Here is an 11955-nt window from a genome sequence, read left to right on the forward strand (position 1 = left end):
GGCATCAGCGCGAACGTGGACTTGGATGACCGGCGCGTCGCCGGGCTGCGGAATATCAGGTAGCACGCAGGCGACGTTTCCCCACCGCAAGATGGTCGGGAAGGGAACGAGGACCTGAGAACCAGGGACCTCCGGTCCGGTCTTCCCACGGCAGCGCGTCCGCCGCGCTCCTACTCGTGGCGAGTTTCGCCGGAACGGAACCGGGTTTCGTACATGCGGACGGCGACGAGCAGGACGTTGGCGGCGAGGACAGCGACGCGGTCACGTCCGAGGAGCTGCTGCGGCGAGTCAAGACCGGTACCGTCACCGTCATCGACGTCCGCCCGCGCGAGGAGTACCGCGCGGGCCACCCCACCGAAACCAGCACCTCCTGACTGGAGGCCCTCGGCTGTGGACTTTGGTGCCGTGGTTTCGGGACCTTGGAAAGGCTCGGTTAACTCGGCAGCCGCCTTACCGTCGTGGTCATGCTCAGCAGATCCAAGGCCCGCTATCGCAAGGCGGCCGCCGCGCTGGCCGAGTACGGCTCGCATCGCAGCGATCACCAGCGGCTAGCGGTGCGGTGTCAGCACGGCCATCACCTCGCGTTCGTCTACGACACGCCGTCTGGTCTGGTGTATTGGGCGATCACCGGTCCGCATGCGCACGGGTCACGCGATTTCGTTGACACGCCGCATCACGCGGCCACCCGAGGCAAGGAGTACGTCGACCTGCTCGAAGCGGAGCCGTACGCCGACGACGAGGTGCCCGCGTGGTGCGACTGCGGTCCCCGCAGTCTGTCCCGCGCCGCGCTGGCGCGGGCGATCGCGGATGAGCGGCGCACCATCCATCTGCCGTGACGTGTCCAGAACCAATGACGTTGGAGGTTGTGTCATGACGACGTTGTCGATAATCAAGGCCGACACTGGCGGGTTCGTCGGTCATTCCTCGGTGCACCCAGACATGCTGGCTGTCGCGCGTAAGGCGGTTAGGGACGCGGTGGGCGACGGATTGCTGATGGACGGCACGGTGTCGTACTGCGGTGACGACGTCTCGCTGATCATGACGCACGAGCATGGCGCGGACGCCGAGGCGGTGCACTCGTTCGCTTGGGACACGTTCTTGCGCACCACCGAAGTCGCCAAGCGACTGGGGCTGTATGGCGCGGGGCAGGATCTGCTGTCGGATGCGTTCTCCGGGAACCTGCGGGGGATGGGGCCCGGCTATGCCGAGCTGGAGTACACCGAGCGGCCGAGCGAGCCAGTGATCTGCTTCTTGGCCGACAAGACCGAGCCGGGTGCGTGGAACCTGCCGCTCTACAAGATGTTCGCCGACCCGTTCAACACCGCGGGGCTGGTGATCGACCAGGTAATGCACGCCGGGTTCCGGTTCGAGGTCTACGACCTGTACGAGGAGAAGCGGATCTGGTTCGACACACCGCGCGACCTGCACGACCTGCTGATGTACATCGGCGCCCCGGCCCGTTATGTGGTGCACGCGGTCGAGTCGGCCACGCTCGGCATTCAGGCGGCGGCGACGTCGACGCAGCGGTTGTCGTTGATCGCGGGCAAGTATGTCGGCAAGGACGACCCGGTGATGATCGTGCGGTGCCAGTCGGGGCTGCCCGCCGTCGGTGAGGTGCTGGAACCGTTCGCGTTCCCCTACACGGTGGCGGGGTGTATGCGGGGTTCGCACCACGCACCGTTCATGCCGGTCGGGCTTGACCAGGCACACCCGGCCCGGTTCGACGGCCCGCCGAGGGTGGTCGCGCTCGGCTTCCAGATCCACGACGGCAAACTGATCGGGCCTCGGGACCTGTTCGCGGACCCGTCATTCGACCGGGCACGGTCGCAGGCCAATGAGGTCATGGACTACCTGCGCCGCCACGGCCCGTTCGAGCCGCACCGGCTGCCGCTGGAGGACCTCGAGTACACCACCATGCGCCAACTCGAACACGACATGGCCGACCGCTGGGAACCCTTGGCCGCGCCGGAACCGGTCGTGCCCGCATCGCGTCGTGGCTGACCATTGACGGGAGGGAGGCATTCGTCGCGTTAACCGAGGACTACCCCGAGGACACGGTGTTCCTGGTCGACACCTACGACACGCTCGCCGGTGTGGCTCGCGCCATCGACGTCGCTGGCGTGGGCGAGTAGCCGCCGCACCTTCTCGTTCACGAGCCTGCGCGCAGCGAGCGCGAGTGGCGCGTCCGGCCCGATCTCCTGCAACGGCGTCGCCATGACGTCGAAGACGATCGGCGACACCATTGCGGCCTCCAATAACTAAAACTGCGCTGGCAGCGCGCGGTCGGTGTCGGCCGGTGCGGTGACGAGACTAGTGTGTTCGCGCAGCATCGCGGCGATGTCGTTGCCGTCGACGTCGGGGAAGTCGACGTACCAAGAGCGCAGGTTCCGCACCCAGCGCATCGCCTTGGGGCAGATCACCTGGTCCACCATGCGGTTGACCTGTTCGAGCACCGGGGCGGGGGCGACGGGCACCGCGAGGATCACCCGTCGCGCGCCCTTCGCGCGCAGGACCCGGATCGCGACCCGAATGGTCGCGCCGGTAGAGATGCCGTCGTCAACGAGCACAACGTTGCGGCCGGTCAGGTCGACGGGCGGCATGGCGCGACGCAGCATCGCCATCTGCCGCGCCACGACGCCATGTTCGTGGTGCGCGGCGTCGGCCAGCTGGTGCGGCGAGATCCGGCATTCGCGCAACACGTCGTGGTTGCTGACGATCACCGCGCCCTCGCCGACGGCGCCCATCGTCAGGTCCTGATAGCCGGGAACGTCGAGCTTGCGCACCACCAACGCGTCCAGTGGCGCGTCGAGCTTGACGGCGATCTCCCTGGCGACGGCCACACCCCCGGCAGCGACGCCGACGACGACGGGATCGTGGCCGCGCAGGTACAGCACCCACTCAGCCAGGATGCGTCCCGCGTCCGCGCGATCTTGATATACCATGCTCGCCCTCCTGTGTGATTCACCCCGAAGCGGCCGTCGAGTAGCGGCGGGCGCCGAGCAGACCCCGCTGCGCCATCCGGTCAGCACGAGCCAGCGTTAGGTCCTCCTCAAATAGCGCGCACGTCGCCTTGCGCATCTCCCAGCGCGCCATCTCGGCCAGATCGTCAAGGCGAGCGGCGAACTCAGCGATATCGTGCTGATACACGTCTCGCATGGCGATCTCCTCACGATCTCAACGTGGTTTCCCCGTTGCGGTGAGTTTGGCGGCGCGAGGGTGTTGTCCGGCAGGGGACGATGGCCCCGATCGCCAAGGACTTCGGCAATCCAGGGACGTTGTGCTCTAGCGCCTTCCGACCTCACACAGTTTGATGAGCAGCATGGAGGCATCACACTGTGCCGAGCTGGATTTCGGGACCGCGTTCGCGTCGCCGAGCGCGTGCCCCGACTGCGGCTCGCCCCGGCTCACCGCCCACGACGCCGGGGACAAGACGTACTTCATCTGCGAGGACTGCCACACGACGTGGGGTATCGACATGGGGCGAATCGTGCGGGTGACGACGCGGCGCGCCGTGCCGGAACCTCGTTAGGCTCGCCGCATCCGACCAGCCCCGGGAGGCACAAGCCGTGACCGAGCCATGGGCCGCGACCGGCAGGCCGGACCACGGCGCGCTCGGCGAGGACCGGGTTACGCTCATCGACGGCTCGACGTTCTGTATCAGCGAGCGCGACGGCCGGGTGCGCGTCGGGCAGGCGCAGGGGCTGTTCGTGCGGGACAGCCGGTATCTGTCCCGATGGGAGCTGCGCCTCGACGGCGTGCTGCCCGAGCCGTTGATCACCCATCGGGGGGAACCGTTCGGCGCGACATTCATCGGCAGGATGCCGCCGCCAGCGGGGCACGCCGACAGTTGGCTCCTGGTGCTCGTCCATCGCTACGTCGGCAACGGGATGCGGGAGGACGTCGAGCTGCGCAACCTCGCCAGCGAGCCGGTGACCTGCGTCGTCACGCTGGACCTCGATGCCGACTTCGCGGATCTGTTCGAGGTCAAGGCGGGCAGGGGCGGCGCGCGCGGCACGGTCGCGGTCGCGAACGGCGACAGTGCGATCGACCTCCGCCACGAGCACACCCCACTCGGCCAGGCGGTGCGAGTGGAGTCGCTCGCAGCCGCCGAGGCGACCGGCCGCACGCTGCGGTGGGTCGCGACGATCCCCGCGCGTGACACGTGGTCGGTGACGGTGTCGACGCAGCCGTTCGAGCACGACGTCCCGCTGCCGCTGCGGCACCCGCATGGTCACCCGGTCGAGCACACCGAACCCGCTCGCAGCCTGCGCGAGTGGCGCCAGCGCGGACCCCGCGTCAGCACCGCGGACGTCGATCTGGCCGCCGTCTTGCGGCAGAGCGTCGAGGATCTGGGTGCGTTGCGGATGTTCGACCCGAAGCACCCGCGGCGCGCGGTCGTCGCGGCGGGGATGCCGTGGTTCATGGCGTTGTTCGGGCGGGACTCGCTGCTGACGTCGTGGATGCTGCTGCCGATCGACCAGCGCCTCGCCATCGGTACCGCGCAGACGCTCGCCGCGCATCAGGGCGTCGTCACGGACCCGGTCACCGAGGAACAGCCGGGACGCATCCTGCACGAGATGCGCTTCGGGCAGGCGGCGGCGCTCGCGCTCGGCGGCGGTACCGCCTACTACGGGACCGTCGACGCCACGGCGTTGTTCGTGATGCTGGTCGGTGAGCTGCGCCGGTGGGGCCTGGACGACGAGCAGTTCGAGGAGCTGCTGCCGCACATCGACCGCGCGATGGCGTGGCTGACCCAGCACGGCGACATCGACGGCGACGGCTTCGTGGAGTACCACCGCGCGAGCGAGAACGGCCTGGTCAACCAGGGTTGGAAGGACTCATGGGACGGCGTGACATTCGCGTCAGGCGAGCTCGCGGCCTCGCCGATCGCGCTCGCGGAGGTGCAGGCGTACAGCTACGGGGCGTACCGCGCGCGGGCGTACCTCGCGGGCGAGCAGGGCGACGAGGAGGCGCGTCGGCACTGGTCGGACCGGGCCGCCGCGCTCAAGGGGACGTTCAACGAGACGTTCTGGCTGCCGGAACGCGGCTGGTTCGCGCTGGGCCTCGACGCCGACAAGCGCCCGATCGACGCGCTGGCGTCGAACATGGGGCACTGCCTGTGGACCGGCATCGTTGACGACGACAAGGCACCGGAGGTCGCGCGGTGGTTGCTGTCTCCGGAGCTGTTCAGCGGCTGGGGCATCCGCACGCTGGCGACGTCGATGGGCGCGTACAACCCTATGAGCTACCACAACGGCTCGGTGTGGCCACACGACAACGCCATCTGCGCGGCGGGGTTGATGCGGTACGGGTTCGTGCCGGAGGCGCAGCGGGTGGCGGTCGCGATTCTGGCGGCGGCGCGGGAGTTCGGGCACCGGCTGCCGGAGCTGTTCTGCGGCTTCTCCCGTGACGACTTCACCGAACCGGTGCCGTATCCGACGTCGTGCGCGCCGCAGGCATGGTCGGCGGCGGCCCCGCTGCTGATGCTGCGGACGTTGTTGCGGCTCGACCCGCAGCTCCCGCAGGGCCACGTCGCCGTCGATCCCGCCGTCCCCGCGCGCTACCTGCCGCTGGAGATCAGCGGGCTGCGCATCGGCGCGTCGGAGCTGACCATCCGCGTCACCGAGGACGAAACCGTCGTGCACGGCCTCGGCCACCGGGTTGAGCGTCATTAGTGGCCCGCTCGTGTTCAGTTCACAACAGGTCTATTGCTGTGGGCGTACGAGAACACCCACGGGGCGGCGAACGCCACGACGCCGGCCGCCGCCGTCATCCACTCGTCGATGACGGCGCCCGGCAGCGCCAATGAGACAAGGACGAGCCGGCGATCATCACCATCACGCCCACCGGTGGCGGGGTCAGCCTTTGGCGACCTTGATGGGGACCTCGGTGCTGGCCTGCTGCTTGGCGGGGCATGGCACGGTCACTTCGAGGATGCCGTCGGTGTAGGTGGCGCTGATCTTGCCAGTGTCCGCGCCGACCGGCAGCGTCCTGGTGCGAGTGAACGAGCCGTACCGGAACTCGCTGTGGCCTTCGCCGGTCTCGCGAGATTCCCGCTGCGCACTGATGGTCAACATCCCGTTGTCGGCGGTGACATGGATGTCCTTGTCCGGGTCGAAGCCGGGCAGTTCGGCGCGCACGTGGTAGACGTCGTCCTTCATCGACTCCTCGATGCGGATGGCGTGCTCGGTCGTGGCGAACGGCCAGGACTGCTCCAACCACTCGAAGGGGTCGGCGAAGGTGAACTTGGGCCGATGGATCAGCGATGTCATGTCATGCTCCTTCGTGGTGAAGAGGGATTCCACGGCGAGGCGCCGGACGGCACCCCACGACGGTTCCGAACGTAAACGACCCCGTGGGCGCGGAGCAGGGCCGAAATACCCCACGAGAGCGGACCTTCGCTGACGGTTCGGCCGCAGGCACTGACGACTCTATGGGGTGCGTGACGTCGCCGACCGTGACAATGATGCCGTCAACGTGGCCTGATCGGCTCACGCCGAGGGCAGGTCGGCGTTCTGCTCGCCGGGCATGGTCCACGCGGTGGTCGCGGTGATGCGGTGGTAGAGGTGTTCGTGGTCGCGGGCCATGCGTTCGGTCGAAAAGCGGGTGACGGCGGCGTCGCGGCAGGCGGCGCGGGAGATGTCGGGCAGCCGGTCGAGCGCGCCGACCATGTCGTCCTCGTCGGTGCAGAGGAACCCCGTTGTGCCGTGCTGGACGATCTCGGGTGCGGCGCCGTAGGGGTAGGCGAGCACGGGGGTGCCGCAGGCGAGTGACTCGGCCATGACCAGTCCGAACGGCTCGGGCCAGGTGATCGGGTTGAGCAGAGCGTCGGCGTGGCGCATCAGCTCGACGCGCTGGGCGAGCGGCGCTTCGATGGGGCGGGGGTCGTCGGGGGCGAGCAGGGGCAGCACGTGTTCTTCGTAGTAGCGGTGTTCGGCGGGTTCGCGGATCTTGGTGGCGATGACCAGCATCCGGCCCGCTTGTTTGGCGATCCGCACGGCGCGGTGCACGCCCTTGTCGGCGCACATGCGGCCGACGAAGAGGAGGTACCCGCCGCCACCGGGACCTTCGACGTAGGTGTCGAGGTCGATGCCGTGGTGGATGACCGTGCTGATCGGGATGTGGCGGGCGTAGCGTCGTTGGGCGTGGGATATCGCCACGATCGATGCCGTCTCGGCGATGCGCGTGTAGGTGCGCAGCCGCATCGCGTCGAACGCGCCGTGGGCGGTGGTAATCACCGGCGGCAGCGGGTCCGGTGATCCGGCGGCGAGTAGCGGGCCGAGCGCGGTGTGGTCGTGGATGACGTCGACGTCGGCCAGTTCCTCGTAGGCGGCGAGCACGTGGGCGGCTTCCTGCTCACCGGCGCCCATGTCCGCGACCGGATGCCGATAGAGCCACGAGCGAGGCACTGGGCAGGTGGAGTCGCCGACCGTGAACAGCCGGACGTCGTGCCCGAGTGTGGCCAGCCCGCGCGCGAGGTTGTCGACGACGGCTTCGGTGCCGCCGTACGCGGGCGGTGGGACGGGTATCCATGGCGGGGCGATCAGACCGATCCGCATCACGGGCCTCTTTCGACGGGGTGGCAATGGCGGGCAGGTTCCCGCAGACGCGCCAGGGTGGCGCGCGTTCGCGAGCGGGGCGTCAGTGCTTGGTGATCGGGATTTCCGCGCTGTCGTGGGTGCTGCGGCGCGGCATCGTGACTTCGAGGACGCCGTGGGTGTACTGCGCGTTGATGTTGTTGGTATCGGCGCCTGCCGGGAGTGTCCTGCTCCGGGTAAATGAGCCGTATCGGAACTCGCTGCGGCCGTTGCGCTTTGTGTGGGATTCGCGCGTCGCACTGATGGTCAGCGTGTCGCGGTCGGTGGTGACGTGGATGTCCTTCTTCGGGTCGAACCCGGGCAGCTCGGCCCGCACCCGATACATGTCGTCCTCAATGGACTCTTCGATGCGGATCGCGCGTTCCTTCTTGCGGAACGGCCACGACTGCTCCGGACGGGCGAACCGGAAGGCGGGTCGACGCAGCATCGGTGCCATGATGGCGCTCCTTCCCGACGCGGATACTTGGCGGAAGGTGCCCTATTTCGCCGTGCGGCACCTAGCATCGAGCAAATCCCGGAAGCGAAGGTGGCGGCAGGGTCGAAATGCCCAGGGTTGGCGGACCTTCGCCCACCGGCCGTGACCGGATGGAGCACCTGTCGGGCGAATGACCGTCCCGAGCGGTTGCTGGTCATGTGACGGGTACGAGCATGACGGGGAGCTTGGCGTCGCGGACGGTGGTGAGCACGGTGCGTGCCCTGCCGGGGGCGAGGTTCTGTGACCAGCCGAGTGCGACCAGGTCGGGGTGCAGTTCGGCGGCGACTTCGACGACTCGCTGCCCGGGGGTGCCCCGGCGCAGCTCCACCTTGGTAGCGGGTGGGATGCAGCAGGTCTCGCGGAACTCCTGCTCCCAGCCGTCGCGGGCGTGGGCGGCCTGGTCCCAGAACATTGGGGTGTGCGCGGCGTCGAAGACGTGCAGCACGATGAGTTCGACGTCGGCGTCGGCGAGCAGCCGCATGGTGTCGCGCACGGTGAGCGCGGCTTCGGTGCTGCCGTCGAGGGGCACCAGTACCCGCGAGATCGCGGGGGAGGAGCGGACTATGAAGTGCCGTGGCACCACGATCAGCGGTTTGTCGCTGCGTTGGATGACCTGCCACAAGTCGGTGGGGTGGGGCACGAGTACACCGAGCAGGGTGCCCGGCCGGGATAGTTCGGCGAGGAACGAGTCGGCGTCGGGGTAGTCGGCGGGGTTCGCCGCCAGCGTGTGTACATCGGAGTGGGTGATGCTGGCCATCGCTGCGGCGACGTCGAACACCGCCGAGGCTTCATCCGGCGCGGCCGCCAGTATCTGGCTCATCGCGTGCTCCTTGGTTGACTGGTGCGTAGCGCCACGCGGGCGCGCGTGGTCACCGTGATGTCGGCGTGGCCGGGCAGGCGTACTCGCAGCGGGCCGTCCGTCTCGATCGCGACGTCGTCGTGGTCGATGTCGAGGCGCACCCGCCTGCCGAGGCAACCGAAGCGGAGGCCGAGCCGGGACCATGCGCTCGGTAGTACCGGGTCGAGCCACAGCACGCCGTCGGCGACTCTGGCGCCTGCGAAACCGAACAGCACGGCCTGCCAGCAGCCACCTATCGCGCCGAGGTGCAGCCCGCCAGCGGTGGTGCCGGTGACATCGTCCAGGTCGAGGCGCAGTGCGGTGCGCAGCTCGGCGAGCGCGTCATCCGGCCTGCCCGCGCGAGCCAACAGAGACGCGCCGATCGCGGGCGACAGCGACGACCCGTGCGCGGTGCGCGGGCCGTAGAAGTCGAGGTTGCTCACCAGCGATCCCGGCGCGGGTTCGTCGGGCAGCAGATGATGCGCCATCAGCACGTCGGGTTGTTTGATGAGCTGCGAGCGGGCCACCCGCTGCCTGCCGAGCAGCACGTCGGCGGCCACCGGCGGGGTGGCGACCGCGTCGATGCGCAGCGGGTCCAGCGCGAAGTATCCGGCGAACTGCTCGTAGCGGCCGGTGCCCGGCTGGTACCCGTCGACCAGGGTGGCGGCGACCCGTCGCCACCGGCGGGTCTCCGGAGAGCTTCCGGTGGCGCGTTCGACCAGTTCGGCGGCCGTACGCAGGTTCCAGCGCGCCATGATGTTGGTGAAGGCGTTGTCCGAGACGCCCTCGTGGTACTCGTCCGGGCCGATCACGGTGTCGATGTGGGCGGTGCCGTCGGCGGCGAGCCGGCATCGGGACGTCCAGTACCGGGCCGTCGCCACCAGCAGCTGCCGCCCCGGCCCGCGCAGGAACGCGGTGTCGTCGCTCCAACGGGCGTAGTGCCACGCGCTCCAGGCGACGTCGGCGGTGATGTGCTCCTCCCACAGACCGGTCTTGATCGCGACGGTCTCCCCGCCAAGATCGCCCGTCACTGGGGTCACGTCCACGCCGAGCGAGGCCGATTCCCACGGAAACCGGGCCCCGGCATAGCCGCGTTCGGCCGCCGCCGACTTCGCCGCGGGCAGGCGGTGAAGCCGGTAGCTGACCATCGCCCGCGCGAGGTCGGGCGCCATGCTCGCGACGGCGGGCAGTATGAACACGTCGGCGTCCCAGAACACGTGTCCGTCGTAGCCGCCGCCGGACAGGCCGCGTGCACCGACCGCGGCTTCAGTGGTCCCGCCGACGTTGCACCACAGCTGGAACAACGCATAGCGCAGCGCCAGCTCCGCATCGGTGTCGCCGTCGATCTCGACGCCGGCGTCCGTCCAGCGGGCAGCCCACGCGGTGCGGTGCTCGGTGAGCAGCCTGTCGAAACCCGCCTCGCTGGCTCGGCGCACCGCCGCGATGAGATCCTCGGCGCGTGCGGTGCCGTCGGTGTCGTAGGCCGCGATACGCTCGGTCACCTCAACCCCGTCGTGGTCACGCTGAATGTGGGTGGCCGCGACGGCGATGCCTGGCGCCGAGGCGAGCCAGTACTGGCCGTCGAAAGTCCGATGGGCCTGCGGTGTGCCCGGATACGCCCGCAGGGCGTCGCCCGGCTTGACCCTGCCCGGCGTGGCCTCGGCCCGTAGCACCACGATCCCTGGCCGTACCGCCGAGACGAACCGCACCGTCCGCAGTGGACGCTGGTGATCAACCGGTGCCTCGGTGCGGGTCAGCACCCCGGTTCGCAGGTCGAGCGTCTGCCGCCACGCCGCCGGTGCCGGGTCGATGTCGAGACCCGTCCAGGACGGCAGCGGCAGCAGTCGCTCGCCCGGCACGCTCCGGTCGTACACCCCTGAGGCCAGCACCACCGGACGCGCGTCGGCAGGAGCCTCCTCGGCAACTCCTCGGGTGGCGAGTCCGTGCGCGCCGATCGTCAGCACGGCATCGGCGACCGCCCGGGGGAGCCGATCACCGGAGTGCCAGGTGATCGCCCACCCCGGTTCCGGCTCCGGATACGGCGCTGCCATGTACTCGCACCCCAGACGTCGATAGCCGCGACGTCAGGACTTGGCGCAGATCTGCTCGACGAAATGGGCAACGGTGGCATCCGGCAGATTTCGCGCCACGTCGGCCTCACTGATCACACCGACTAGCCGGTGCTCGTCGAGCACCGGGATCCGGCGGATCTGGTGCTGTTCCATCTCGCGCAGCACGTCGGCGATCTCAGTGTCGGCGTCGGTGGTCCAGACGCTGCCCTGCGCCAACTCACTGGCCGTCATGGTGGCCGGGTCACCGCCAGCGGCGAGGCATTTCACGACGATGTCGCGGTCGGTGATGATGCCGTGCAGCCGGTCGTCGTCGCCGCAGATCGGCAGCGATCCGACGTCCAGTTCCCGCATCTTGCGCGCCGCCGCGTCCAGGGTCTCGTGCGCGCCAATGCATTCAGCGCCCGCGTGCATGATGTCTCGTGCTGTTGTCATCGCTCCTCCATCGCTGCCGTATGTCCATGGAACGGTTCCGAGCCTGCCCCGGCCTGGGCGGCGGACGAAGGGCCACAAGGACCGCTTCACCGGGGACCTCCGGCCCTGCCAGAGGGCGTGACGGGTTCCCTAGCGTCGAATACGGATCGCACACCGGTCGGGGGTGTGCGATCCCAATAGCGAAGCTTGGTGGTTTGGAGGAGCGATGCGTGCACACGAAGGTGACTGGCTCGTCGTTGATCGCGCCACGGTAGGGCAAGAGCCGCTGCGGGGTTTGATCACCGAGGTCCGCTCCGAGGACGGCGGACCACCGTACATGGTGCGATGGACCGACGACGACCACACCGCGCTGGTGTTTCCCGGCCCAGATGCCCACGTACTCAGCCACGCCGAGATGGACGAATTCGAGCGGCGCCGGACGCGCAGGCTCGAACAGTTCCAGGAGTCTGTGGCGCGGTCCCGCGGGCAGTCCGTAACCTGACCGCCAGGTGCCGCGGCACGCACCAATCGGCCAACGCCACCGTCTCCGTCAGACTTACG

Annotated in this window: 15 protein-coding genes; 6 read left to right on the forward strand and 9 right to left on the reverse strand. The window is 69.0% G+C overall.

Annotated features, from left to right (window positions below; genetic code table 11):
* The first annotated feature begins 176 nt into the window (after window positions 1-176).
* The 3 genes from ACFQGD_RS18175 to fbp all read left to right on the forward strand — a co-directional run bounded on the left by ACFQGD_RS18175 (window position 177) and on the right by fbp (window position 2001).
* Complete coding sequence (locus ACFQGD_RS18175; RefSeq protein ID WP_345393203.1) at window positions 177-374, forward strand: rhodanese-like domain-containing protein; 198 nt, start codon at window positions 177-179, stop codon at window positions 372-374.
* Between the two features lie 90 nt (window positions 375-464).
* Window positions 465-836: a hypothetical protein gene (locus tag ACFQGD_RS18180; protein WP_345393200.1), complete on the forward strand. Its 372-nt coding sequence runs from the start codon at window positions 465-467 to the stop codon at window positions 834-836.
* Between the two features lie 34 nt (window positions 837-870).
* On the forward strand, window positions 871-2001 hold the full coding sequence (fbp, locus tag ACFQGD_RS18185; protein ID WP_345393197.1) for a fructose-1,6-bisphosphate aldolase/phosphatase: 1131 nt from the start codon (window positions 871-873) through the stop codon (window positions 1999-2001).
* A 29-nt stretch (window positions 2002-2030) separates the two neighbouring features.
* On the opposite strand, the gene ACFQGD_RS18190 is transcribed toward fbp, so the two are convergent.
* Genes ACFQGD_RS18190 through ACFQGD_RS18200 form a run of 3 tightly spaced genes read right to left on the reverse strand, consistent with a single transcriptional unit; the run spans window position 2031 to window position 3156 of the window.
* On the reverse strand, window positions 2031-2243 hold the full coding sequence (locus tag ACFQGD_RS18190) for a hypothetical protein (RefSeq protein WP_345393194.1): 213 nt from the start codon (window positions 2241-2243) through the stop codon (window positions 2031-2033).
* A gap of 15 nt (window positions 2244-2258) precedes the next feature.
* On the reverse strand, window positions 2259-2942 hold the full coding sequence (locus ACFQGD_RS18195; protein ID WP_345393191.1) for a phosphoribosyltransferase: 684 nt from the start codon (window positions 2940-2942) through the stop codon (window positions 2259-2261).
* Window positions 2943-2961: 19 nt separating this feature from the next.
* Window positions 2962-3156: a hypothetical protein gene (locus tag ACFQGD_RS18200; protein WP_345393188.1), complete on the reverse strand. Its 195-nt coding sequence runs from the start codon at window positions 3154-3156 to the stop codon at window positions 2962-2964.
* A gap of 163 nt (window positions 3157-3319) precedes the next feature.
* Here ACFQGD_RS18200 and ACFQGD_RS18205 point away from each other — a divergent pair, with 163 nt between their 5' ends.
* Together ACFQGD_RS18205 and ACFQGD_RS18210 are read left to right on the forward strand one after the other, a co-directional pair.
* On the forward strand, window positions 3320-3529 hold the full coding sequence (locus ACFQGD_RS18205; RefSeq protein ID WP_345393185.1) for a hypothetical protein: 210 nt from the start codon (window positions 3320-3322) through the stop codon (window positions 3527-3529).
* A 37-nt stretch (window positions 3530-3566) separates the two neighbouring features.
* On the forward strand, window positions 3567-5675 hold the full coding sequence (locus tag ACFQGD_RS18210; RefSeq protein WP_345393182.1) for an amylo-alpha-1,6-glucosidase: 2109 nt from the start codon (window positions 3567-3569) through the stop codon (window positions 5673-5675).
* A gap of 183 nt (window positions 5676-5858) precedes the next feature.
* Here the strand turns inward: ACFQGD_RS18210 and ACFQGD_RS18215 are convergent, their stop codons facing one another.
* The 6 genes from ACFQGD_RS18215 to ACFQGD_RS18240 form a co-directional block, all read right to left on the reverse strand.
* Window positions 5859-6272, reverse strand: a complete 414-nt coding sequence (locus tag ACFQGD_RS18215; RefSeq protein ID WP_345393179.1) for an Hsp20/alpha crystallin family protein — start codon at window positions 6270-6272, stop codon at window positions 5859-5861.
* A gap of 219 nt (window positions 6273-6491) precedes the next feature.
* Window positions 6492-7559, reverse strand: coding sequence for a glycosyltransferase family 4 protein (locus ACFQGD_RS18220; protein WP_345393176.1), 1068 nt, complete (start codon window positions 7557-7559; stop codon window positions 6492-6494).
* Between the two features lie 82 nt (window positions 7560-7641).
* Entirely contained in the window at window positions 7642-8034 is a 393-nt protein-coding gene (locus ACFQGD_RS18225) for an Hsp20/alpha crystallin family protein (RefSeq protein ID WP_345393173.1), read from the reverse strand.
* A gap of 193 nt (window positions 8035-8227) precedes the next feature.
* The gene (locus tag ACFQGD_RS18230; RefSeq protein WP_345393170.1) at window positions 8228-8893 is read right to left on the reverse strand and encodes a universal stress protein; all 666 of its coding nucleotides are present in this window, start codon (window positions 8891-8893) and stop codon (window positions 8228-8230) included.
* Window positions 8890-10962 (reverse strand): glycosyl hydrolase family 65 domain-containing protein, encoded by a 2073-nt coding sequence (locus ACFQGD_RS18235; protein ID WP_345393167.1) that lies wholly within the window; start codon window positions 10960-10962, stop codon window positions 8890-8892. Before ACFQGD_RS18235 ends, ACFQGD_RS18230 begins: the two co-directional genes overlap by 4 nt.
* A gap of 33 nt (window positions 10963-10995) precedes the next feature.
* A complete protein-coding gene (locus ACFQGD_RS18240) occupies window positions 10996-11415 on the reverse strand; it encodes a CBS domain-containing protein (protein ID WP_345393164.1) in 420 nt (139 codons plus the stop codon).
* 205 nt (window positions 11416-11620) lie between these two features.
* Here ACFQGD_RS18240 and ACFQGD_RS18245 point away from each other — a divergent pair, with 205 nt between their 5' ends.
* Window positions 11621-11896: a DUF1918 domain-containing protein gene (locus tag ACFQGD_RS18245; protein WP_345393161.1), complete on the forward strand. Its 276-nt coding sequence runs from the start codon at window positions 11621-11623 to the stop codon at window positions 11894-11896.
* Window positions 11897-11955: the final 59 nt, after the last annotated feature.

Source organism: Haloechinothrix salitolerans, from assembly GCF_042662605.1.
Classification (GTDB): Bacteria; Actinomycetota; Actinomycetes; order Mycobacteriales; family Pseudonocardiaceae; genus Haloechinothrix_A; species Haloechinothrix_A salitolerans.

Coding starts and splice junctions, on each gene's coding strand:
- ACFQGD_RS18180 (WP_345393200.1), top strand. CDS start 465: ATGCTCAGCAGATCCAAGGCCCGCTATCGCAAGGCGGCCGCCGCGCTG.
- fbp (WP_345393197.1), top strand. CDS start 871: ATGACGACGTTGTCGATAATCAAGGCCGACACTGGCGGGTTCGTCGGT.
- ACFQGD_RS18190 (WP_345393194.1), bottom strand. CDS start 2,243: ATGGTGTCGCCGATCGTCTTCGACGTCATGGCGACGCCGTTGCAGGAG.
- ACFQGD_RS18195 (WP_345393191.1), bottom strand. CDS start 2,942: ATGGTATATCAAGATCGCGCGGACGCGGGACGCATCCTGGCTGAGTGG.
- ACFQGD_RS18200 (WP_345393188.1), bottom strand. CDS start 3,156: ATGCGAGACGTGTATCAGCACGATATCGCTGAGTTCGCCGCTCGCCTT.
- ACFQGD_RS18205 (WP_345393185.1), top strand. CDS start 3,320: ATGGAGGCATCACACTGTGCCGAGCTGGATTTCGGGACCGCGTTCGCG.
- ACFQGD_RS18215 (WP_345393179.1), bottom strand. CDS start 6,272: ATGACATCGCTGATCCATCGGCCCAAGTTCACCTTCGCCGACCCCTTC.
- ACFQGD_RS18220 (WP_345393176.1), bottom strand. CDS start 7,559: ATGCGGATCGGTCTGATCGCCCCGCCATGGATACCCGTCCCACCGCCC.
- ACFQGD_RS18225 (WP_345393173.1), bottom strand. CDS start 8,034: ATGGCACCGATGCTGCGTCGACCCGCCTTCCGGTTCGCCCGTCCGGAG.
- ACFQGD_RS18230 (WP_345393170.1), bottom strand. CDS start 8,893: ATGAGCCAGATACTGGCGGCCGCGCCGGATGAAGCCTCGGCGGTGTTC.
- ACFQGD_RS18235 (WP_345393167.1), bottom strand. CDS start 10,962: ATGGCAGCGCCGTATCCGGAGCCGGAACCGGGGTGGGCGATCACCTGG.
- ACFQGD_RS18240 (WP_345393164.1), bottom strand. CDS start 11,415: ATGACAACAGCACGAGACATCATGCACGCGGGCGCTGAATGCATTGGC.
- ACFQGD_RS18245 (WP_345393161.1), top strand. CDS start 11,621: ATGCGTGCACACGAAGGTGACTGGCTCGTCGTTGATCGCGCCACGGTA.